The 20,726-nt window shown below is 26.1% G+C and carries 23 protein-coding genes, 1 pseudogene and 1 riboswitch; of the genes and pseudogenes, 8 read left to right on the forward strand and 16 right to left on the reverse strand.

What is annotated here, in order from left to right:
- Positions 1–20: 20 nt before the first annotated feature.
- Together ACTG44_RS12535 and ACTG44_RS12540 are read right to left on the reverse strand one after the other, a co-directional pair.
- Positions 21–1,829, reverse strand: a complete 1,809-nt coding sequence (locus ACTG44_RS12535) for a diguanylate cyclase (RefSeq protein WP_479920531.1) — start codon at positions 1,827–1,829, stop codon at positions 21–23.
- A 163-nt stretch (positions 1,830–1,992) separates the two neighbouring features.
- Complete coding sequence (locus ACTG44_RS12540) at positions 1,993–2,412, reverse strand: DUF3785 domain-containing protein (protein ID WP_021385113.1); 420 nt, start codon at positions 2,410–2,412, stop codon at positions 1,993–1,995.
- Between the two features lie 317 nt (positions 2,413–2,729).
- Here ACTG44_RS12540 and ACTG44_RS12545 point away from each other — a divergent pair, with 317 nt between their 5' ends.
- Both ACTG44_RS12545 and ACTG44_RS12550 read left to right on the forward strand, forming a co-directional pair.
- Positions 2,730–2,912, forward strand: coding sequence for a hypothetical protein (locus ACTG44_RS12545; protein ID WP_227432649.1), 183 nt, complete (start codon positions 2,730–2,732; stop codon positions 2,910–2,912).
- Between the two features lie 336 nt (positions 2,913–3,248).
- Positions 3,249–4,271 (forward strand): alpha-hydroxy-acid oxidizing protein, encoded by a 1,023-nt coding sequence (locus ACTG44_RS12550; protein ID WP_479920532.1) that lies wholly within the window; start codon positions 3,249–3,251, stop codon positions 4,269–4,271.
- Positions 4,272–4,387: 116 nt separating this feature from the next.
- Here the strand turns inward: ACTG44_RS12550 and ACTG44_RS12555 are convergent, their stop codons facing one another.
- From ACTG44_RS12555 to ACTG44_RS12565, 3 genes are read right to left on the reverse strand one after another with little or no spacing between them, the layout of a single operon-like run.
- Positions 4,388–4,990, reverse strand: coding sequence for a peptidoglycan-binding domain-containing protein (locus ACTG44_RS12555; RefSeq protein WP_479920533.1), 603 nt, complete (start codon positions 4,988–4,990; stop codon positions 4,388–4,390).
- A 40-nt stretch (positions 4,991–5,030) separates the two neighbouring features.
- A complete protein-coding gene (locus ACTG44_RS12560) occupies positions 5,031–6,068 on the reverse strand; it encodes a M56 family metallopeptidase (RefSeq protein ID WP_479920534.1) in 1,038 nt (345 codons plus the stop codon).
- The gene (locus ACTG44_RS12565) at positions 6,061–6,435 is read right to left on the reverse strand and encodes a BlaI/MecI/CopY family transcriptional regulator (RefSeq protein ID WP_021385207.1); all 375 of its coding nucleotides are present in this window, start codon (positions 6,433–6,435) and stop codon (positions 6,061–6,063) included. Before ACTG44_RS12565 ends, ACTG44_RS12560 begins: the two co-directional genes overlap by 8 nt.
- 531 nt (positions 6,436–6,966) lie before the next feature.
- Between ACTG44_RS12565 and ACTG44_RS12570 the strand changes: the two genes are divergently transcribed.
- A complete protein-coding gene (locus ACTG44_RS12570) occupies positions 6,967–7,266 on the forward strand; it encodes a hypothetical protein (protein WP_479920535.1) in 300 nt (99 codons plus the stop codon).
- Positions 7,267–7,652: 386 nt separating this feature from the next.
- On the opposite strand, the gene ACTG44_RS12575 is transcribed toward ACTG44_RS12570, so the two are convergent.
- From ACTG44_RS12575 to ACTG44_RS12590, 4 genes and pseudogenes are all read right to left on the reverse strand, one after another.
- Positions 7,653–8,132, reverse strand: a complete 480-nt coding sequence (locus ACTG44_RS12575; RefSeq protein WP_479920536.1) for a DUF2975 domain-containing protein — start codon at positions 8,130–8,132, stop codon at positions 7,653–7,655.
- A 292-nt stretch (positions 8,133–8,424) separates the two neighbouring features.
- On the reverse strand, positions 8,425–9,126 hold the full coding sequence (locus ACTG44_RS12580; RefSeq protein WP_479920537.1) for a radical SAM protein: 702 nt from the start codon (positions 9,124–9,126) through the stop codon (positions 8,425–8,427).
- Positions 9,127–9,145: 19 nt separating this feature from the next.
- The gene (locus tag ACTG44_RS12585) at positions 9,146–9,850 is read right to left on the reverse strand and encodes a B3/B4 domain-containing protein (RefSeq protein ID WP_479920538.1); all 705 of its coding nucleotides are present in this window, start codon (positions 9,848–9,850) and stop codon (positions 9,146–9,148) included.
- 63 nt (positions 9,851–9,913) lie between these two features.
- A riboswitch (guanidine-I (ykkC/yxkD leader) is annotated at positions 9,914–10,008 on the reverse strand.
- A gap of 130 nt (positions 10,009–10,138) precedes the next feature.
- Positions 10,139–10,312: pseudogene (locus tag ACTG44_RS12590) on the reverse strand (BlaI/MecI/CopY family transcriptional regulator); the annotation flags it as partial.
- Positions 10,313–10,716: 404 nt separating this feature from the next.
- Between ACTG44_RS12590 and ACTG44_RS12595 the strand changes: the two are divergent.
- Together ACTG44_RS12595 and ACTG44_RS12600 are read left to right on the forward strand one after the other, a co-directional pair.
- Positions 10,717–10,881, forward strand: coding sequence for a succinate dehydrogenase (locus ACTG44_RS12595; RefSeq protein WP_479917099.1), 165 nt, complete (start codon positions 10,717–10,719; stop codon positions 10,879–10,881).
- 20 nt (positions 10,882–10,901) lie between these two features.
- A complete protein-coding gene (locus tag ACTG44_RS12600) occupies positions 10,902–11,888 on the forward strand; it encodes a CPBP family intramembrane glutamic endopeptidase (RefSeq protein ID WP_479920539.1) in 987 nt (328 codons plus the stop codon).
- Positions 11,889–12,128: 240 nt separating this feature from the next.
- Here ACTG44_RS12600 and ACTG44_RS12605 read toward each other — a convergent pair whose 3' ends face one another.
- From ACTG44_RS12605 to ACTG44_RS12630, 6 genes are all read right to left on the reverse strand, one after another.
- Positions 12,129–13,145, reverse strand: a complete 1,017-nt coding sequence (locus ACTG44_RS12605; protein ID WP_479919122.1) for a transglycosylase domain-containing protein — start codon at positions 13,143–13,145, stop codon at positions 12,129–12,131.
- Positions 13,146–13,273: 128 nt separating this feature from the next.
- Positions 13,274–13,780 carry a 3'-5' exonuclease gene (locus ACTG44_RS12610; RefSeq protein WP_479920540.1) on the reverse strand — a complete coding sequence of 169 codons (507 nt, stop codon included), beginning with the start codon at positions 13,778–13,780 and terminating at the stop codon, positions 13,274–13,276.
- A gap of 211 nt (positions 13,781–13,991) precedes the next feature.
- Positions 13,992–14,666 (reverse strand): MORN repeat-containing protein, encoded by a 675-nt coding sequence (locus tag ACTG44_RS12615; RefSeq protein WP_479920541.1) that lies wholly within the window; start codon positions 14,664–14,666, stop codon positions 13,992–13,994.
- Positions 14,667–15,068: 402 nt separating this feature from the next.
- Positions 15,069–15,575, reverse strand: coding sequence for a flavin reductase (locus ACTG44_RS12620; RefSeq protein ID WP_021385273.1), 507 nt, complete (start codon positions 15,573–15,575; stop codon positions 15,069–15,071).
- Between the two features lie 359 nt (positions 15,576–15,934).
- Complete coding sequence (locus ACTG44_RS12625; RefSeq protein WP_021385272.1) at positions 15,935–16,963, reverse strand: 3'-5' exonuclease; 1,029 nt, start codon at positions 16,961–16,963, stop codon at positions 15,935–15,937.
- 47 nt (positions 16,964–17,010) lie between these two features.
- Entirely contained in the window at positions 17,011–17,871 is an 861-nt protein-coding gene (locus ACTG44_RS12630) for a tRNA 2-thiocytidine biosynthesis TtcA family protein (protein ID WP_021385277.1), read from the reverse strand.
- Positions 17,872–18,139: 268 nt separating this feature from the next.
- Here ACTG44_RS12630 and ACTG44_RS12635 point away from each other — a divergent pair, with 268 nt between their 5' ends.
- From ACTG44_RS12635 to ACTG44_RS12645, 3 genes are read left to right on the forward strand one after another with little or no spacing between them, the layout of a single operon-like run.
- Complete coding sequence (locus ACTG44_RS12635) at positions 18,140–18,349, forward strand: spore coat associated protein CotJA (RefSeq protein ID WP_021385270.1); 210 nt, start codon at positions 18,140–18,142, stop codon at positions 18,347–18,349.
- Entirely contained in the window at positions 18,349–18,615 is a 267-nt protein-coding gene (locus ACTG44_RS12640) for a spore coat protein CotJB (RefSeq protein WP_021385274.1), read from the forward strand. The genes ACTG44_RS12635 and ACTG44_RS12640 overlap by 1 nt, the downstream gene beginning before the upstream one ends.
- Before the next feature lie 28 nt (positions 18,616–18,643).
- Positions 18,644–19,216: a manganese catalase family protein gene (locus ACTG44_RS12645; RefSeq protein ID WP_021385285.1), complete on the forward strand. Its 573-nt coding sequence runs from the start codon at positions 18,644–18,646 to the stop codon at positions 19,214–19,216.
- A 239-nt stretch (positions 19,217–19,455) separates the two neighbouring features.
- Here the strand turns inward: ACTG44_RS12645 and ACTG44_RS12650 are convergent, their stop codons facing one another.
- On the reverse strand, positions 19,456–20,646 hold the full coding sequence (locus ACTG44_RS12650) for a C40 family peptidase (protein ID WP_021385281.1): 1,191 nt from the start codon (positions 20,644–20,646) through the stop codon (positions 19,456–19,458).
- Between the last annotated feature and the right edge of the window lie 80 nt (positions 20,647–20,726).

Genomic DNA, 20,726 nt, shown 5'->3' on the forward strand with positions numbered 1-20,726 from the left:
CACCAATCCTATTTAAATAGTTAAAAATTCTTAAAATCATGATAATGCAAGCATCTATTTCTTCCACTTTGTTTTGCTTTATACAAGGCCTTATCCGCATTTCCAATTATTTCACTTATATCTATACTACTATTTTTACATGTATCAATACCAATACTAACAGTTAAATTATTGTTTAAAAATTTTTTTACAATTCTACACAACTTTCTTCCAAATATTTTACTTTTTTTATAATCTTTACATACAGACAGTACTAAAAATTCTTCTCCACCGTACCTTATCATAAGCATGTCTTTTTTTAGATATTTTTTTATTATTGTAGTTATATTTTTAAGAGCAATATCACCATTATAATGCCCATAGGTATCATTGTAGTCTTTAAAGTAATCTACATCTATCATAAACGCAGTACTGTATTCGCTGACTTCCTGCATTTCTAAAAAATCATTCAGAAAACTTCTATTATATGCACTTGTCAAATGGTCCATATATTTTTTCTTATCTAAATCAATTTTTACTTTTCTCATGTTATTTATTTCTTTTTCAATATATTCGTGTCTATAATTTAAAGAATCTATATAGTTTCTATTTCTAGCTTTTACATACATCATTTTTAACTCATAATATATTTTAAAGTATTTCATGCTCATTTCATAATCTTGAAGTTTTTCAAAACACATATATATGTTCTTATATGATAACTTCACATAATTATAATTTTTAGCATTTTTAGATTTCTCAAGTAGTTTTTTGCTTGTATTTAATGCACTATTATAATCTCCAAAACTATAATATATCTTTACTTGATGATAATCTACTTCCAAATCATACATTATATATTCTTCTTCATTTTTTATAATACTTAATATATTTTTAGCTCTATCTAAATAACAAATTGATTGTTCAAATGAGTTTTCATTACTTTTTGCATAATACATAGCTAAACTTATAAATAAATCGAACTTCTCAACTTCTTTTAAATTTTGATTTTTAATTTTTTCTAAATATACTTCAGATTTTGCTAAATTATTTATCGCCTCAGAATAGTTTTTAGTTTTTATTAATATTTTAGTTATATTATTTGATGCTCTATATTTTTGTATTGTATCTACATTTATATATTCTTTATTACTTATTACTTCATTAAAATACTCTATTGAACCTTCATAATTTTCAAATGAACACTCACATTCACCTATTTTTATATTACATAACGAAGATACTTCCATGTCCTTCAATAAACCTGCATATTTTCTTGCTTTTAAAAAATTTACTTTAGCAATTATAGCATCATCTAAAAACAAAAAATATATTTTACCAACAATAAAAAAATATATTTTTTTACAATTAAAATCGTTGATTTCTTTTACCTTTATATATAAATCCTCTATCTCTTTAATTATTATAGAAGACTCTATACACTTACTTGCCTTAATATAAATAAGTTGTGATTTGAAAATAATCTCTTCAATTGAACAATTATTATCATTACAAATAACATTAAATTTATCTATATGTAGCTTTGTATTATTTATATCTTCATTTTTAAAACTTAAAATAGCTATTTGTGAATAAAATCGTGCTAGAAACTTATAATCTTTAGGTAAGTCTTTACTAATATATTTATAGGAAATCAAAATATACTCTTTCATTTTTTCACTAAGCCCTTGAATACCATATAATAAAGCTAACAAAAAATTTAATTTTAATAGCATCAAACTATTTTGTTCAATTTTATAGCAATCGATTGAATTCTTTACTACGTCAATTTTATTTTCAATAAAATCATTATTATTCAATAATCTTTCATTCAAGGTTAACCTAAACATTAAATCTAAAATTGTATCATCTATCTCTTCCGAACATTTAATATATATTGTAACTCACCTCCGACTTACATTATCTCATAAATTTAGTAATTTTCCATACTATTTGATAAAAAAGTCGGTGTCCCAATTTAGAAATTTCTCCTAAATTAAGACATACTTTACATTAAACTATACAATTTTCTATCTGAATTATATAATCCTGACAATTTTCGCAAATTATCACACTCACAATATAACTATTATCAACTTTATTTGCTCTTGATAATTTATTAAAAGATAATCCTTCATAATCACTAGATATGTTACTTATTACATATTTTCCATCTTTACTAAAAATATAAAAATGATATTCTAAGAAAGGAAAGAATTTTTTCTTTTCTTTAACTCCTTCTAGACATAATGGACATGCCTCTTGATAATATTCTATGTCAAAATCAACCTCATCTACTTCATTAAGTATATCAATTATTTTTGAAACACTTATTCCTTGAATTGGATTTTCTTCATCATTTATTAAAGCACTACAATTCTCCTCTTTTAACAAATATTCCTTATCATCATATGTAAACTTATATAAACTCATATTATATCCTCCTTATAATTATTAATCTCCAAGTTATTCTACCACTTAAATAACCTTAATAAAAGCAATTGTTTATAATATCTTCAATTAATTAAATCATGTATACATATATCGTCATACATTTACATCAATTAATTATATTAAAATCCAAGTTTACGCTTTAAATATCCAGTTTTTCAAAACCTATTGTCAAAACTCACTTTAGCTATTAATATAATGATATAAATATAGAACTGCATAGATGTGACATACTCAAATATTTAATATGATACGATTTTGTATCTAAATTTATATATTGTATATAGGGGGAGATATATATGTATAAAGACAAGAGTGATGAATGTATACACTTAATGACTGCCTACATTGATAGTATAAGTGGATATTATTCGTTTATTGACACACAATTAGATGATTTTATGGTGAAATATGGTGAAAATATTGTTGATTCAAATTTACACAGTATAATGATGTTGCTCTGTAAATGGGGATTGGCGTAGCATTTTGAGAAACTTTTTTGTATATTGTATTCTATATTATATATTCATTAATAAAAAAGGAATTGACATAAATTTAAGGACTATATATAGATTTTCAAAGAAATCTATATATAGTCCTTTTAAAGTTTCTCAAAATGTATACTTAAACAAGCACTATTTATTTTTCTATAATTAATGCAGTTCATATGCTATACTTTAAGTATCTACAACAATAAAAAATATCTAATATGTATTATCTAGTTTAACTCATCATAATATCATTTCTACACTTACAATTAAGATATTTTCAATATAGTAATGCTCAATTTTAATATTATAAAAAAGGAGGATTTTTATATGAATTATAATGAATTGTTAAAATCAGCTAGAGAGAACTTTAATGGAACATGTAAAGTCTGTAAAATTTGTAATGGATTAGCTTGTGCTGGAAATGTTCCTGGCATGGGAGGCAAAGGAAGTGGCTCATCTTTTATTGAAAATAGAAAGAGCCTAGAAAAAATAAAGATAAATATGAGAGTCATACATAATGTTTCAAATCCAGATACTTCTATAGAATTATTTGGCAGAAAAATGAGTTCTCCTATATTCGCTGCTCCTGTATCAGGTACTGTATTGAATATGGGAGGTAAAGTTTCTGAAAAAGAATACATAGAACCTGTTGTTAGAGGTTGTTCCAATTCTGGAATTTATGCTATGGTTGGTGATACCAATGTGGACACTTTTTTATTGAATAATTTAGATGTATTAAAAGATAATGATGGAAATGGGATTGTATTTATAAAGCCTTGGAAAAATTCAAAGATAATAGAAAAGATTAGATTGTCTGAAGAAGCAGGTGCTTTTGCGGTTGGTGTAGACCTTGATGCTTGTGGATTGATTAATAATCAACTTCAAGAGAATCCTTTTTCTCCTAAGACGATTAGTGAAATTAGAGAATTAGTTGAGTCAACTAGATTACCTTTTATTATAAAAGGAATTATGACTGTGGAGGATGCTTTGATGGCTGTAGAGTCTGGTGCTAGTGCTATTATCGTTTCAAATCACGGAGGAAGAGTACTTGATTATACTCCTGGTACTTGTGAGGTACTTCCAGATATAGCTAATGCTGTAAAAGGAAAGATAACAATACTTGCTGATGGTGGTGTTAGGAGCGGTGTTGATGTAGTTAAGATGCTTGGATTGGGTGCTGATGCTGTTTTGATGGGAAGACCTTTTGTTACTGCTTCTTTTGGTGGTAGTCTTGATGGTGTGGAGTTTTTTATAGAGAAGGTTAGAAATGAGTTATGTGAGACTATGATTTTGACTGGTTGTCAGAAGATTAGGGATATTGATAGTAAGGTTATATGGAAGTGCTTATGATATGTTAAAAATCTTATTTAAACTTTAGATATAATAACAGTTGTTTTTATAAGTTAGGATTAATATATTTTATATAAAAGGTTGTCGCCCTATTCCTTAGTGCGACAACCTCTTTTTTAGTAGCGTTCTCCAGCAGCTTGCCAAGTAGCCTTTCCAACAACACCGTCTTTTGTTACTCCAAGTCTTCCTTGTAGTACTTTTACTTGAGTGTACGTTTCATTTCCAAATTTACTATCAGGAACAATATCAGAACCATTTATTTGTTGGCATAAAAGTTGCACTAAATGTACAGGATTACCTTTTTCTATATGTCCATATCCTACTACAGTAGTATTTATATTTACACTATAACTTATAGGACCAGTAACATCAAAACGATTTAATTCTTTTTTATATCTAACAATAAAAGCTCTTGGTTCAATATTGTAATCCTCTATATTTATATTATATCCATCTATAAATTTTTCATTAATAAAGATTTTATCATCTTTAGATGGATTTATATTCAATTCTTCACATTTTTTTTCATAATCAGATTTTATAGATTGTGGTGCATTTTCATAAGTAAATTCATAACCAGTTATTGTAAATGAACTTGTTGTTTGCTCTCCATTACTTTTTGATACATTTACATCATTGTTAGTGTTCGCAAATACTAAACTAGTAGATATTAGAGTCAAACATCCTGTAACTACTAAAATTTTTTTCAGATTTTTCATTTCAAAAGTCCTCCTAATTTGTTTTTAATAATGTAGAAATTTATTCATTTGGATACATAATTTTCATGTTATAATCATTCTCTTCTCTAAGATTAGCTCCTGATTTTTCTAAAATCCCTATATTTCTTAAAGAAGTTGGATTATCAAAACTAATACTTTCAAAATCAAAATATGTAACTGAAAACAATGTAAACAAAATTAATAATACTAATATTCCATTTCTGCCTTTCTTCTTAACAATGCTATCAAGTCTCTTTTCTAAATTGGTCTTATTAAATTCAGTTGTCAAAATACCACTATTATAATTTTTACTCAATTTAATTGACTTTATAAGTGCTAATGCATAATCTTTCTTATCTTTTAAAGAACAATCAGACAAAACACTTTCATCACAACATAATTCACAATCTAGATTTACTTTATTACTCATTATATAAACAAGTGGATTAAACCAATATATTATTTTGACAGACAACACTGCAAACTTTATCAAAATATCCTTGTTTTTAAAATGCATTAATTCATGTTTTAAAATCCAAGTCAACTCATCCTTACTATAAGGATAGTCTGGTAAGAATATGTAAGATTTAAATAATCCCATACCTGCTGGACTTATCAATTCATCAGAACCTCTTAACTCAATTTTCTTTTTTATATTTAATTCTTCCAACAAATTTTTATAGATGCAATTTACATCATTATCTTCAATATCATAAGATAGATCAACAACAAGATTTTTAAATTTTGTATACTTTACAAATGTATAAACTGCAATGACTATGGTTACAAGTATCCATAAATAAGATAAATACAGCATAATATTATTACCTGTAGAAATGTCAATAATATCGTTTCCTACCACATTCCTTTTAGGCTCTTCTACTTCATACATTATTGTATAATTAAATAGAAAAAGTAACATTCTAAAAACTACTATCAACCAAACATAATAATTAAATCTCTTACTAAACTTCTTAAACACATATCTTTTCAAAAATAATAATAGACAAATACCAAGACTACATATAATAGTTGTCTGTATAAGATTGTCAAAGACATATAGCATATAATTATTCATCCTTTAAATTATCAAAATAACTTTCTAAAAAATCCAGCTTATCTCTGCCTAAATTTTCATCCTCATGTAATGCTGAAATTAAGCTTGTAAAAGAATCATCATGTATATTGCTTAGGAAATCCTTTGTCTCAAAGCTTAAATATTCTTTATGTTTTACCACTATTGTGTAATGTGTATATCTGTCTATTTTTTGAGCATCTAAGAATCCTCTTTTTACTAGCCTTGATAAAAGTGTCAGTGTCGTAGTTTGTTTCCAGCCATATTTTTGTTCCATTGCTTCAATAACATCTTTTGATGTCACTGTAGCATCTACTCTCCAAATAAATTTCATTACTTTTAGTTCTGCTTGTGGTATTTTTTTTATCATTATTTACACCTCCCCCAAAACTCCCGCTAACATAATTCTACAACACGTGAATTTTTTAGTCAAACAATTTATGAAAAAAATGTGAATTTTTGTATTTTTTGTTAATTTTCTAATTTTTATACCATATTAAAAGTTAGATTTAGAAATATACTTTTCTAAATATTTTACTTTTTTTATATATTTAATTACAATAATATATAGTAATTTTTTTTATACTAAATTTTTTTCATAAAAATGCCTCTATTTACATACAAAGGATATTATAATACTTTTTTTCAAAATAGACTAGACTAATCAGTAAATAAATTTTAATAATATCTTTACTTCACTTTTATTACATACATATATCTATTTTATATCAATTATTTCCCAATAAAAAAATATCTAGATTTTAAAATTATTATAATAATCACTATTTTTCCAGTATCAATTTATTTTTGAATGTTAGTAATTGAAAGTGTAGTACTATTAAAAATTTCAGACTTTGTAAAATATGATATAATTCTAAATAAACAAAACTGGAGGTTAATAGTGATTATAAAAGTAAGCTTTGGTGGCGATTACAATTCTGATTACATACAAGTACCTAATGACATTGATTTAAAAAAATATGAAATTAGAGATAAATTCTATAATTGGATTGATAATACAGAAGAAGAACATCCTTTCTGGGAATATGAAAATGGATTTAAAATTGGGTTAAATTATAGAGGAAATGCAATCGTTTATTGGCTAAACAACTATGTTCTAAAAAATGCTAAATGTAAGTCAAAGTTAATTGAAAGTTTTTCTAACAAAAACCTAGATTATGATTTAATGATAAAGTTATAGAATATAATATGTAATTTATAGCTTCAAACATATCTATTTAAATTAATCACCTATGCCATTGAGTAAAATTATTTAGAGTTGTACCTTAATAAATTACAAAAAAATCACTTTAATAAAAAAGTAGCTTTTTTATTAAAGTGATTTTTTTATTTTAATTGAAACATAATTATATTTTATCATGATAATTTCTGTTCATTTTATTATTCTGTTAATAGTATTATGATTTAATACATTTTATCTTAAATTGCTAATTAATTACTCTTTTAGATTTATTTATCTTCTACATATTAGAGTATATCTCCTGTTTGGCAATCTAAAACTTTAAGAGATACTCTTATTTTTGCCATCATTACATCTAAATTAACTATAATTGACATGTATACTTCCTAAATAGTCAAATCATTGTCCTCTTTTATCTTTATTGCTTTTATAAATCCATCTGCAACTACAAAACTCATAAGAGAAGTTATAAAATATACAAATACTGGTACTGTAAAATAAAATCCAAAACCTAAATCTATAAATCTCATGCCTTCCCCAGTAGTACCAAAAGTTGAAATAAATTCAATTATAGAATTTAAAAGCAAAAGATAGCCAATAAGCTTAAATCTTTTTACATTTTCTTTTACAAATAGACTGTACTCAGAGCTATTTAATACTTCTATCAATGATTTTATAATAATAAAATATGATACACATAAAACAAACATTAATGTACCATAAATAGATCCTTGTAGAGTTGCTTCTCCACTAAAACAAAGATACATAAAACTTTTAAATCCTCCTATTACAATTGCTAGTCCCAAAAGAAAAAATAAAATTTGAAGTATACCACTTAATAAATTTTTTATAAGTTTATTAGACATCATATCAGCTCCTTTAAAATATTTTATATATAGTATAATACATTATTTAATATCGTTTTTCAATAAAAATATTATAAATAACAATATATTTTTATTGTTAAAGATACAAGTTGAAAATATATCGTAAAAAGCCCTTAAAATAGATTGATTTATTATTTTAAGGGCTTTTATTATATTCTAATTTTTTATTTTCTATTTATAAAATATTTTAAATTTATAACTTTCTTTTACTCTCTTATAATATAAACATGAAATTTCATCAGATTTATAATTATCCATATAAATACTTAATTTATTTCTTCTTAATACTTTTAATATTACACAATTCTTTTGAAATTTCTTCAAATCTTTCATCAGATACACTAAACTTTTTCTTAAACTTTTCATCATTCATTCTTTCAACAATCACTTTATCTGGAGATAATTCAGCAATAATACTCTTCATCTTATCAATAGACTTATCATTATATCCCTTGATAACTGTTACATCTAAAATAAATTTTCCTCTATACTGTCTATTAAATAAAATCATATTTGAAATATATTCATCTAGAGTATATCCTACAATTGGTCTTTGAATTCGTTGAAAATCTTCTTCTGATATTGTTTTTATCTCTCCAACAACTTCATCACACATATTGGCTACTTTTATATATTCATCTTTACCCAATAGATACCCATTAGAAAGTAATCGTACAGATACTTTCTTTCTCTTTATTAATTCAATAATATCACAAATTTTATCATTCAATAGAGCTTCTCCCTTTGAATTAATAAAAATTAGTTCTGCTCTATTCTTTTCTATCATACTTTCTAATTCTTTCAATGAATCATTCATATCATAAAAAGATTGAGGCACATCTACTTTATTATACGACCTTCCAATAGGACAAAATATACAGTCAAAATTGCAGTACTTTTCAGGAAGTATGTTTACTTCCAATACCCTTTTTCCATCCTCAACATAGATGTCTTTATAGCTAAAGCTACCCATCACTATATCACCTCCAATATTAATTTATTGATACTTCTTTATTGTTAATATCTAAAATTGAAATTTTACATGTACCACCTAAATTTTCTTGAATCCTTTTAGCTAACTCACTTAAAGCATTTTCAAATTCTTCAAATCTACTTTCATCTACTAATTCAATACATAAAAAGGCATTGTTTGTACTTTCAGTAAGCATTGTTCTTATTGCTTCACGCCAATTCCAACATCTACAAATTGCTCCTTCATCATCTTTATAGACTATCTCTCCTTCATATGGAGATGAATTTTCATCTGTCCCCAATGGAATAAATTCCTCATTTCCAATTGCTCTAGTTAACCTAATATCTCCTATAAATTTATCTATATCTTCTCCTCCACAAGGTAATGCATATTTTAGTGAGATAGAATTGTAGATATCCACTAAAGGGTTAATAGTTCCTATATTGTTTCCATTATGTACTCTTTTTAATAACGCCTCAATAGATGACCTTGCCCCTTTTTTCGTTTTAAACTTTTTAAATGCTTCTCTCCATACTTTAATTACTTGATTATTACTAAACTCTGAATCCTTCAAGTATTTTAGTGCTTCTTCTTGTCCCTGCAAAATCATTTTCTCATATTCTTCATTTCCTATAGAGTTGTCTATATCATGACAAATAACAACTCCAAGCTTAGCATTGGGAAATAAATTCCAAAACTCATCCTCAATAACAAATCTTTTCATTAGAATACCTCCTAAATTTTAAAATATATAAAAATAAAAAAGCCTAAAGAAATATTATTAAATATCTCCCAGGCTTTTATCCTTCCGTGTACACAATAATCGTGCGTTTTCTCTTGGACCTGGCCATTCTAAAATGCGGAACCCTAGAAAACTAAATCTATTTCTAAGTTTACAAAATACAAATAAATTTTAGCACACTATAGTGTTTAAAACAATACTCTATTCTCAACTTGCACACTGAAACAATTTACCACCGCATTTAATATACTAACAGGATTATTCATCTTCTTATAATAAATCTAAGGTATTGTCGTCTACTTGCTTATCTTTGCCATATAATGCTGACACTGAGCTTGAAATTGAATTTTTACATATGTTCTTCAAAAATTCTTTCATTTCAAAACTTAGATATTTTTTCTCTTTTACTAGTATACTATAGTGTGTAAGTTTACCTATTTTCTCTGTACTTAAAAATCACCTCCCCTCTAACCTTTTTAAAACACCTTATTTTTAGCATCAAATGAAGCAAGTAATGTAACTGGTATATTTATGCCTGTTGATGGAGGTTTTACAGCATTCTAAATGTTTTTAAACATTATCATTAATAATTTATACTTTAATAAAATATACATCAAAAGCACTTATATTATTAGAATGCTTTTAATGTATATTAATGTAATTTGGTAATTTGATTATAATATTTCTTATATTTTAGTATGATAATTTTTGTTCATTGCACTATTACAATTTTTACTATAAATTTATATCATTTGTTAATATCTGTAATATTTTAGATACCTTTTGTACTTGTTTCACTGCTATACTCTAATTAAATAAACTAAATTAGAGTATAAGTTGGTGATTGTATGAAAAGAAAACTTTCAACCTATTTTGGGGGATATATTTTAGGTCTAATTATAGCATTTTTTATATTTAAAAAATTGATAATAGATACTATGGTAGGAATAATAATTGGAACTGGAATTGCATTTTTATTAATTTATTTATTTAACAAAAAAAGAAAATCCTAATCTAAAGGAGGTTTTTTCTATTGAATTTACAAGATAAATGGATTAATTTATTAAATCCAATATATATTGAAGACGAAACAAAAAGAAAGAAAATTCAGATTATAATATTTTTTTCTATAACTTTTGGATTAACTTATTTATTAGGTTTTCTATTATATTTTAAACAATTTATTGACCCAGAAAACTTTGGATTATTTATGATGATATTACCCTTATCCTCAGTTTCAATTGCAAAATTTTATACAGAAGGAATGACTAATGATAAATATAAGTTTTATTCATTAATAATATTATTTTTTATAATTTATTTATTTCTACTTATTATTGAATTGTTAAACTTAATAAATAATCAGCAATTTCAATCACTAAATACTATATTAGTTATTATAAGTAGTTTATTTATTATTCTTTATTCTGATAGTGTAAAAGATTTGTATCTTATAAAAAATATTAAAATAGGCTCTTTATTAATTTTTTACTTCATGCTTTCCAAAATTATTCCAATATCATTTAGCCTGATAATGCAAGGAAATCAACCTAACTATGAGGGTATTTTGAATTATATATTCTCCTTTATGATGTCCTTCTTCTCTATATATCTCTTTTTTGGTGAAGAATATGGTTGGAGAGGCTTTTTGCAAGATATCTGTTTTGACAGATTTGGTAAAAAAATAGGTGTTATAGCACTAAGTATGTGTTGGAATTTATGGCATTTACCTCTAATATTTACATTATATACACCTGAAACACCAGTATTAGGCTTAATATCTCGCTCAATATACATATTTGGAATTTCAATATTTTTAGGATATGTCTACATGAAGACTAAAAATGTATGGTTTTGTGCTGTAATCCACGCTTTAAATAATACATCTTTTCTTATATCGACTTCTAGTCTGACATATGGTACAACTATTACTCATTCTGATATAGTAGAAGTATCAATACTTATTTTAATTTTTTATGTTCCATTTCTATTTACAAAGGAATATAGACAAAACACCTAAGACTGATTCTTCTGTTAGAGATATACAAAAAAGACTTAGTCATAATAAAATTACCACTACTATAAACACGTATTCTCATGTAACTAGTAAAATGAAAACTGAAACAGTGAATATTTTTGAAAAAATTATAAATTAATTTGCCACCGAATTGTAACTTCGGTGGCAAATTGGTGGCAAACCACCCATTTTGTTGCATTTTAAGTTATTCAAACTGTTGAAAACGCTATATTTTTTATAGTTTTAATCAATTTCTGATTTAAATGGAGTATCATCAGCTTTTGCTATTCTATATTCCTTATCGGTTATATAACCGAGCTCATGCATCTTATACAACACAATCAATTGTCTCTTCTTAGCCTCTCCATGGTCAATATACCTTGCAGGATTATTCGTCATACCAGCTAACATAGCACATTCAGCTAAATTTAACTCACCAACTTTTTTACCAAAATACACTTCAGCTCCCTTTGCAGCTCCATATGCATTTTTACCTAAATACATATTATTTAAATATGCTTCAAGAATTTCATCCTTAGTCATAATCTTATTCATCTGCTTAGCATTATACATATCCCTTATTTTTCGTTTCATAGTTTTATCATCACTGGTAAGCAGATTTTTTGAAACTTGCATATCTATAGTACTTCCACCTTGTGTCGTATCTGTAAATACATTATTGAGCACTGACCTAGCTAAAGAAATAACATCTACTCCTTTATGCTTATAAAATCTCTCATCTTCTATGGAAACTATAGCCTGTTTTAAATCATTTGGCATCTGCTTTATACTTACAACCTCGCTACTTATATATTTAGACCTAATTAATTTTTTAGTGACTTCAGGCGACCCTTTTATAGCTGAAACTGTAAATATTGCTCCTGATACTGAAAGTATAATCAGTGCAACTAGCATAATAGATAACAATGCTCTAGCTATCTTAATCCTTTTTTGTTTTTTTCTTTTTTTACTTTTTAGTTTTTTCTCTCTTTGCTTGTAATCAACTCTTCTTCTTTCTCTTTGATTATAATCTGTATTTAAAGGTCTTACATTATCTCTTGTAAAACTATCTCTTTCTCTTTTTATAAGATTCTGTGAATCTACTTTTTCACTCATTCTTTTACTAGAACTTGTCTTAGAATTTTTATTTTTTTTATTTGTCGAAGTATAAGAATGTTTAGATTTTTTATTACTATCTTTACTATTATTGACTTTTTTACGTCTTATTTTATTATTATCATCATCATCGTAATAACCCATTTTAGTCTCCCTTCTTCATACTAAGGTACATTATACATTGTTCTACAAAATAAATCAAAGAACAAAATTGTAAGTTTAAGGGTCAATTTTATAAAGGATATTTTCACTAATTTTCTCTTTATTTAAGATTAATATTCATCTTTTATTTTCAAAAATAGTTTTGCAGTTGCTAAAGTATCACTGTCAGCTCTATGAGCATTTATATTCTCTATATTGTAATAAGCACAAGCTGTTTCAAGCTTCTTATTTTTTCCTTTATAACTTTTACATTTTTTTAATAATTCTAGTGTACATACATAATTGTTTATTGGCTCCAAATCTAATATTCTAAGATAGTAATTTAAAAACTTTAAATCAAATTTTGCATTGTGTGCAATTATAGTTCTATTGCCTATGTATTTTCTGAATCTAGGTAAAACCAATTCTAGAGGCTCTTCGTTTTCTACCATTTCATTACTTATATGTGTCAATTCTGTTATAAATGAAGAAATTATACCTTTAGGTTTTACCAACCTTGAATAGTTTTTTACAATTTCGTCATTTTTTATTTCTGTTATTCCTATTTCTATTATTTCACAACCTTTATATGGATCTAAACCTGTAGTTTCTAAATCCACAACTACATATTCATTCATATCTCTTCTCCTTATTCTGAACCTCTCATGACTAAAGTTACAAGGTTCCTGCTTCATAGAATTTTGCATAATCAAGTGGATATATTTATATTCTATATTTATGTAATGGACTAATCAATACTTAATTTTATATGATATAGGAAGATTTTACAAATTACAACACACATATATTATTTTTTTCACTAAAATAAAGATTATTTTTTTATAATTGCTAAATTTTCACTTTATGATTGTTTAATCTATTCTGATAAAAATTATTTCTTTCTTTATTGTTTAAATCTTTAAAATCTAAATTTTTACACTGTTCATCATCTTCCCATATTCCTGCCTGTTTATTTCCATCATTTTTGTATAATACACCTTTGCCATTTTTCTTATTATCTAAAAAATATCCCTTATAAATATCATTATTTGGATATGTTAACTTTCCCAAACCATTTTTTAATCCGTATTTAAATTCACCTGTATATGTTGAACCATCTCTATAAGTATACTTTCCTATTCCATGCATCTTATCATCTTTCCACAGCCCTTCATATCTTTCCTTACTTGAAAAAATATATATTCCAAATCCATTTTTCTTTCCATCAACAAACTCACCTTTATATAGGTCTCCATTGTCATATTTGAATACTTTTTCTTCTTTTAATTTTTTATTGCTATTGCTGCTATTATTCTTATTAATATTATTGTCTTTTACATACACATCTTCTCTTCTAGCTTCAATTAAATCTCTATCATATCTAAATCCTTTTTTCATTTTATTCTTCTGATTAATCTTTTTATTATTAATGAATACTCTAGCTAATTGAATAAATATAAATACAGACGATAAACATATAAATACACATAATATTGTTCTAAAATAACTAGTTATACTTTCCATAATAAATCACCCTTTAAAAAATTTATTTAAAATACCTAATACAATATATATTTTTATTAAGTGATATTTATACTTTTATAATAATATATTGAATAAAATTAATATTAAAGTTATTTATGTTAAAACAAAGCCATTATAAAAGTAATAAATTTAGATTCTAATTAACATAAAGATATTTATAAAATACACTTGAATATTTCAAATAAATATTTTTATTCAGATAATTAATTTTACATGAATAAATAAAAAGATGAACCCTATCAAATGGAGTTCATCTTCTTTTACAATAGTATCTATTTAATAATTAACATCTGATTAGTCATTAGTATCTATATTAAATACTAGATAAAAAGTTACATTAATTCCCTTATAATGAATTATTTTTAGATATTTTTACTATAGCTATTCTTTTACAAGAACTTTTATAATTTCTGAAATATACATAGTATGATAATCTTTCTCTGGATACCACTTTTTATCATTTTCTTTGGCATCAAAATTTTCTGGTGGCATAGAGTCATGATATAATTTCTTGCATACCATAATCATGTTAGCTTCTTCAAAAGCTACAGTATCATCTACAAAATATGGTGTAAGTCCTGATTTTTCTACTTTATTTATATCTCTACCAGAAATAGTTCCACAAATATTTAAAGCTTCTCTGTATGTTTCATCAAAAAATGCAATTGTAAATGTATCATTATTATCTACAAATTCCTTTGTATATCTCTGTGGTCTTATGTAAGTTGTAACAACATTTTTACTCCAATATACTCCAACACCACCCCAGCTAGCAGTCATTGTGTTAAATTTTTCTGAATTACCAGCTGTTATAAGCAACCATTCTTTACCAATCTTAGTAAATGGATTAAACTGTAATTCCTCAATTTTCACTTCTCTAAAACCCATGACTTCATCCTACCCTTCATCTTTTTAATATATAAACTAATAGTTAAAATTTTGAATATATCTACTCTAATAATACCTTTTAATTATCTTACATATTTATGTAAATTATAATACAACAAATAAATTACTTTCGCAAGAAGTAGTTTTTGAATTTTACAATCATAAAATATCAATAAAATATATTAATTATAAAACCTATGCTACATTTCTTAAACTTAAAATAATGTATAATGAAAAATGCAGAAAGTACACATACCTTCTACATTTTTTATTATTTTATATTAATTTAGCTCTATTTAACTTTAATCTCATAAAAAATTATCATACTCATCAAGTTTTACTGTATTATTAATAATTTCCTATATCTTATTAACAATATTTATACTATTATCTTTATTTATATATATTTTTTCATTATATAAATCTTCATCAAACATTCTTATTATATTTTCTACCTCATACTTATACTCATCTTCATGCACTCTATAAAGCATTAAATCTTCTAGTAAGTCTTTCATATCAAAATATACATCTTCCAATAAGTAAAAATAACCTTCTTCTATATCTTTCAGTTTATCTATAGTATCCAGTTTCTTACTTACATCTTTCATAACCTCTAAATTTTGTATATTTATATTTATAATTGTTGATAAGTACATTCTCACAGTTTTTATTATTTCAATAGAAAAATCTACAATATTATAATTTCCTTCTTTTTTATACAGTGACTCTTTAAATTTATTAAAACAATTATCTAAATCACAATTTATGTCGTTAAATGGTGGTCTTATTATATCTCGTATTATCAAAAGATTTTGTATTGCTACATTATTTGTGATTGCCTCATCTAAAACAAATAAATTATATGCGTCGTTTAATGGGTCATGAGCGTCTCCACTAAACTCTAAATTGGCAAACTCAAGTAAATTTTTTAATGATATGTAGTTCATACATCTCATACCACAATTTATATATTTTTCTTTTATATCTATAAATAAATCCCTAATATTATTTACAAATCTTGGATGATTGTTTTTCTTAGAACTTCTAATATCAGTATTATTGAAACATGTCAAATCTAAGTTGCCAAAAGTATATATTCCTTCAATATCAGAAAATATGCCTAGCCATTTTTTAAACTTTCTCATGACCTCTTCATAACTTGGTGCATTCTTCAATTCTTCTGAAGATATATGTGTTAATTCCTGTATATGAGGATACACTTCTTCATTACTCACTGGCTTTATTAAAGATTTAAATTTATCAATATTTTTTGTTTTTTCATCATACATAACTGCTCCAATTGCAATTATATCAGAATTCAATACTGCCCTCTTTGATTTAGAATTTGGCATATTCATTTCAAAGTCTATATATACTCTTTTCAATATAAACACCCTTTCCAATTGTTTATAGTGATTCTTTTTAATTATTTTTATTCAAAATCTTCTAAGAAAGAATGTTTCTCCCCATTTTGTTGCCAACCAAGTATTGAATCAAGGTTTACATTTTCTGCCGCCTTAAATATAGATTTTTCTACATTTTTAAAATTTGGCTCTAAGCTCTTTATTAAGTCTTTTATCTCATATCTCTTGTTTCCTGTTTTTTTAGCAGCAACCATACATGCACAATTTAATGGCCATATCCCACTATTTTGAATAAATCTTATAATATGCTCTTCTCTTATATAATAAAGCGGTCTTATGATTTTTATTCCTTCAAAATTAGTAGAATTAAGTTTAGGAAGCATTGTTTTAAAATTACCAGCACACAATAAATTAAGCATTGTTGTCTCTATTACATCATCATAATGATGACCTAATGCAAGTTTATTACATCCTAACTCTTCTGCTTTTGAATATAATGCTCCTCTTCTCATTCTGGCACACATATAACATGGATAATCTTTTGCTATCTCATCTGCTATTTCAAATATTCTTGAATCAAATAAATGTATTGGTATATTTAGATACTCACAATTATCTATAAGTAATTGCCTTATATTTGCATGATATCCAGGGTCCATAGCAATAAATTCAACATCGAAATTAACTTGTCCATGTCTTTTTAACTCTTGAAACATTTTAGCCATAAGAATACTGTCTTTTCCACCAGAAATTGCTACAGCTATCTTATCCCCTTCTTCAACTAATTTGTAATCTCTTATTGCTTTCATAAACTTGGACCATAAATTTTTTCTATATTTTTTTATTATACTTTTTTCTATATCTCTTACTGGAAGTCTTTCCTCAAAAGGAACTATAATTTCACAGCCTTTTCCTGATAGCTCACTCATTTAATCACCTCGTATATTTATGTTAATAATATTTTACAAAAAAGTCTACCTTCATCTATAAAATACTATAATTTTCACTTTAATTTCAACAAATAATTTATAATTTTCAATAATGCATAAACTTATAATAACATAAATAACCTCTTTCTTTTATTATCTTTTTTATTTTTCTCATTTAATATTTTATTATGAGTAACGATTTTTAAATGACTGAATATTATACACTAGATAGAGTTACCTATCTATTTACAACAAGGAGGTTTTCATCTTGGAAAATAAAACTAGAGATATCAAAAAGAATTGTGGTCCATCTTTAGCTAGACCATACGTTAATAATCAAATTTTTACAGAAATGTACTGCCTTTCTGATGCATTAAAATTTGGAACTATATTTCCAGAACTAAATCTATTAGATTCTGAAATGTACAACAAAGAATTATATGCTAAGCCAAAAAAATATAGAGGAGGTAGAAGATAATGAAAGATTCATCTAGAGCTGAACTTATGAGAAAAATTCAGGAGACATCTTTTGCATGTGTTGATATGAACTTATATTTAGACACTCACCCTGATGATAAAAACGCTATCAACACTTACAATTCATTATGTAATCAATTTGCGCAAGCTAGATACGCTTACGAAAATAAATACGGTCCTTTAACTAACTTTGGGTATGCTCCAAGTAGATGCCCTTGGCAATGGGCTGAACAACCTTGGCCTTGGGACAGAGAATTTAATTATTAGACATCAAGTATTGGAGGATTGAAAATTCATGTGGATATATCAGAAAACTATACAACACCCAGTTAATATAAAAACTTGCGACCCTAGAATGGCTAAATTTCTTATAACTCAATTTGGTGGGCCAAATGGAGAACTTGCAGCATCTTTAAGATATTTAAGCCAAAGATATACAATGCCTACTGGCAATATGCGTGCACTTTTAACAGATATTGGTACAGAAGAACTAGCTCACGTTGAGCTTATATGTACTATGGTTTATCAGTTGACTTCTGATGCAAGCCCAGAAGAATTAAAGGCTGCAGGTCTTGGTTCAAACTATGCACAAAATGGATACGGAATTTATCCAACAGATTCAAATGGTGTTCCATTTGATGTAAGACCTATTGCTGTTATGTCAAACCCTGTAACTGATTTACATGAAGATATGGCTGCTGAGCAAAAAGCACTTGCAACTTATTATCAACTTATAAATTTAACAGATGATGTTGATGTTATAGAAGTACTAAAATTCTTAGGTCAAAGAGAAATAATTCACTATCAAAGATTTGGTGAAGCTTTAATGGATGCTTACGAATTAGAAGAATCTCAAAAAATGTTCTAAAATTTTTATTTATATAAACTACTATTATTTGATAATTTATAATTTACTGTTTTTGTTAAAGTTTACAAAATAAAATAAACATAGTTTATTTTCTATACTTAAAGAAAATAAAGAAAAAAGCAGGTACCAATTAAGTAGTAACATAGATAATAATCTATAATACTATCAATATTGTACCTGCTTTTATATTATAAGCAATAAAGAAAAATCTATTTATTGAGCTCTATAATAAAAAATGATTATAAAACTCTTCTTGCATTTACATATCTACTTGAATAGTAACTACTATTTATATTAGATATTGTTACCTTTTTTGATGAACCTGAAGATGCATGTATCATATCTCCATTTCCTATGTATATTCCAACATGACTTACAGAACCATTATTTGACCCTTGTGTATCAAAGAATATTAAGTCTCCACTTCTAAGGTCTCCTCTATTTACATATGTTCCATACTTACTTTGATCTCTAGACACTCTTGGTATACTAACTCCTGCTGATTTTTTCATAACGTATTGTGTGAATCCAGAACAGTCAAAACTATTTGGACCTTCCGCTCCCCATACATATGGTTTTCCAAGTAGAGTCTTTGCAAAACTTATTACACTATCAGCTCCCTGACTTGGAGAGTTAGTTGAATCAGATGGAGTTGAAGTATCAACAGAACCTTTTTCAGCAAGATATTGACTTGACACATATCCCGTTTGATTGTCATGATTTACTTTTGTCCATCCTCCATTTTCAGCAATACTTCCAACTTCAGTTCCATAGCTTAATGTAGCTACTTTAGAGTGACCTGTACCTGGTCCTGTTCTAAGGTTTAGTGATTTTGCCGTTACAACCTTTGTGTCCTTTACAAGGTCATTTGAACTACTGCCAGTATTTCCATTTGTAGATTCATTTATACTAGTTCCTAAGTATTTACTTGAAACATAACCCACTCTACCATTAGAACTTATTTTTGACCATCCATTTGACTCAGATATGTATCCAACTTCAGTACCGTATCCTAGTGTAGATATTTTAGAACTACTTGTACTTGGTCCTGTTCTAAAATTTAACCCTTTTGCTGTAACAACTTTTGTTGACTTAACTGAAGCATCATTACTTTCATTACTATTTCCAAGGTTATTTATTCCTACATAATTTCCATGCACATAACCTGTGTTTCCATTATATTTAACTTTTGCCCAAGAACCTTCTTTTCCTACATACTCAACTTTATCTCCTTTGTAAAGTTTCCCCATTGATTCATGGTCTGTACTTGGTCCTTTTCTAAAATTTACTGCATTCCCTGTTATTGTTCTGTTTTCTATACTTACACTCTCTACCCCAGACTCATCAGCATATGCTAAGTTCCCCATTGTAGGCATTATTATCGCAGTTGCCATTATGCTGGCTGCTATTCTCTTTTGATTAAAATTCATAACTTTCCACTCATCTCCTCTTTTCTAGTAGCTTTATTCATTTTTTAAATATAAAAGAAATAACTGACACTATATTAAAA

The organism is Clostridioides sp. LIBA-2809, from assembly GCF_056688965.1.

Excerpts from the sequence above, each read along its gene's own strand:
- ACTG44_RS12535 (WP_479920531.1), bottom strand. The coding sequence starts at position 1,829 with ATGTTTAGGTTAACCTTGAATGAAAGATTATTGAATAATAATGATTTT.
- ACTG44_RS12540 (WP_021385113.1), bottom strand. The coding sequence starts at position 2,412 with ATGAGTTTATATAAGTTTACATATGATGATAAGGAATATTTGTTAAAA.
- ACTG44_RS12545 (WP_227432649.1), top strand. The coding sequence starts at position 2,730 with ATGTATAAAGACAAGAGTGATGAATGTATACACTTAATGACTGCCTAC.
- ACTG44_RS12550 (WP_479920532.1), top strand. The coding sequence starts at position 3,249 with ATGAATTATAATGAATTGTTAAAATCAGCTAGAGAGAACTTTAATGGA.
- ACTG44_RS12555 (WP_479920533.1), bottom strand. The coding sequence starts at position 4,990 with ATGAAAAATCTGAAAAAAATTTTAGTAGTTACAGGATGTTTGACTCTA.
- ACTG44_RS12560 (WP_479920534.1), bottom strand. The coding sequence starts at position 6,068 with ATGAATAATTATATGCTATATGTCTTTGACAATCTTATACAGACAACT.
- ACTG44_RS12565 (WP_021385207.1), bottom strand. The coding sequence starts at position 6,435 with ATGATAAAAAAAATACCACAAGCAGAACTAAAAGTAATGAAATTTATT.
- ACTG44_RS12575 (WP_479920536.1), bottom strand. The coding sequence starts at position 8,132 with ATGTCTAATAAACTTATAAAAAATTTATTAAGTGGTATACTTCAAATT.
- ACTG44_RS12580 (WP_479920537.1), bottom strand. The coding sequence starts at position 9,126 with ATGGGTAGCTTTAGCTATAAAGACATCTATGTTGAGGATGGAAAAAGG.
- ACTG44_RS12585 (WP_479920538.1), bottom strand. The coding sequence starts at position 9,850 with ATGAAAAGATTTGTTATTGAGGATGAGTTTTGGAATTTATTTCCCAAT.
- ACTG44_RS12595 (WP_479917099.1), top strand. The coding sequence starts at position 10,717 with ATGAAAAGAAAACTTTCAACCTATTTTGGGGGATATATTTTAGGTCTA.
- ACTG44_RS12605 (WP_479919122.1), bottom strand. The coding sequence starts at position 13,145 with ATGGGTTATTACGATGATGATGATAATAATAAAATAAGACGTAAAAAA.
- ACTG44_RS12610 (WP_479920540.1), bottom strand. The coding sequence starts at position 13,780 with ATGAATGAATATGTAGTTGTGGATTTAGAAACTACAGGTTTAGATCCA.
- ACTG44_RS12615 (WP_479920541.1), bottom strand. The coding sequence starts at position 14,666 with ATGGAAAGTATAACTAGTTATTTTAGAACAATATTATGTGTATTTATA.
- ACTG44_RS12620 (WP_021385273.1), bottom strand. The coding sequence starts at position 15,575 with ATGGGTTTTAGAGAAGTGAAAATTGAGGAATTACAGTTTAATCCATTT.
- ACTG44_RS12630 (WP_021385277.1), bottom strand. The coding sequence starts at position 17,871 with ATGAGTGAGCTATCAGGAAAAGGCTGTGAAATTATAGTTCCTTTTGAG.
- ACTG44_RS12640 (WP_021385274.1), top strand. The coding sequence starts at position 18,349 with ATGAAAGATTCATCTAGAGCTGAACTTATGAGAAAAATTCAGGAGACA.
- ACTG44_RS12645 (WP_021385285.1), top strand. The coding sequence starts at position 18,644 with ATGTGGATATATCAGAAAACTATACAACACCCAGTTAATATAAAAACT.
- ACTG44_RS12650 (WP_021385281.1), bottom strand. The coding sequence starts at position 20,646 with ATGAATTTTAATCAAAAGAGAATAGCAGCCAGCATAATGGCAACTGCG.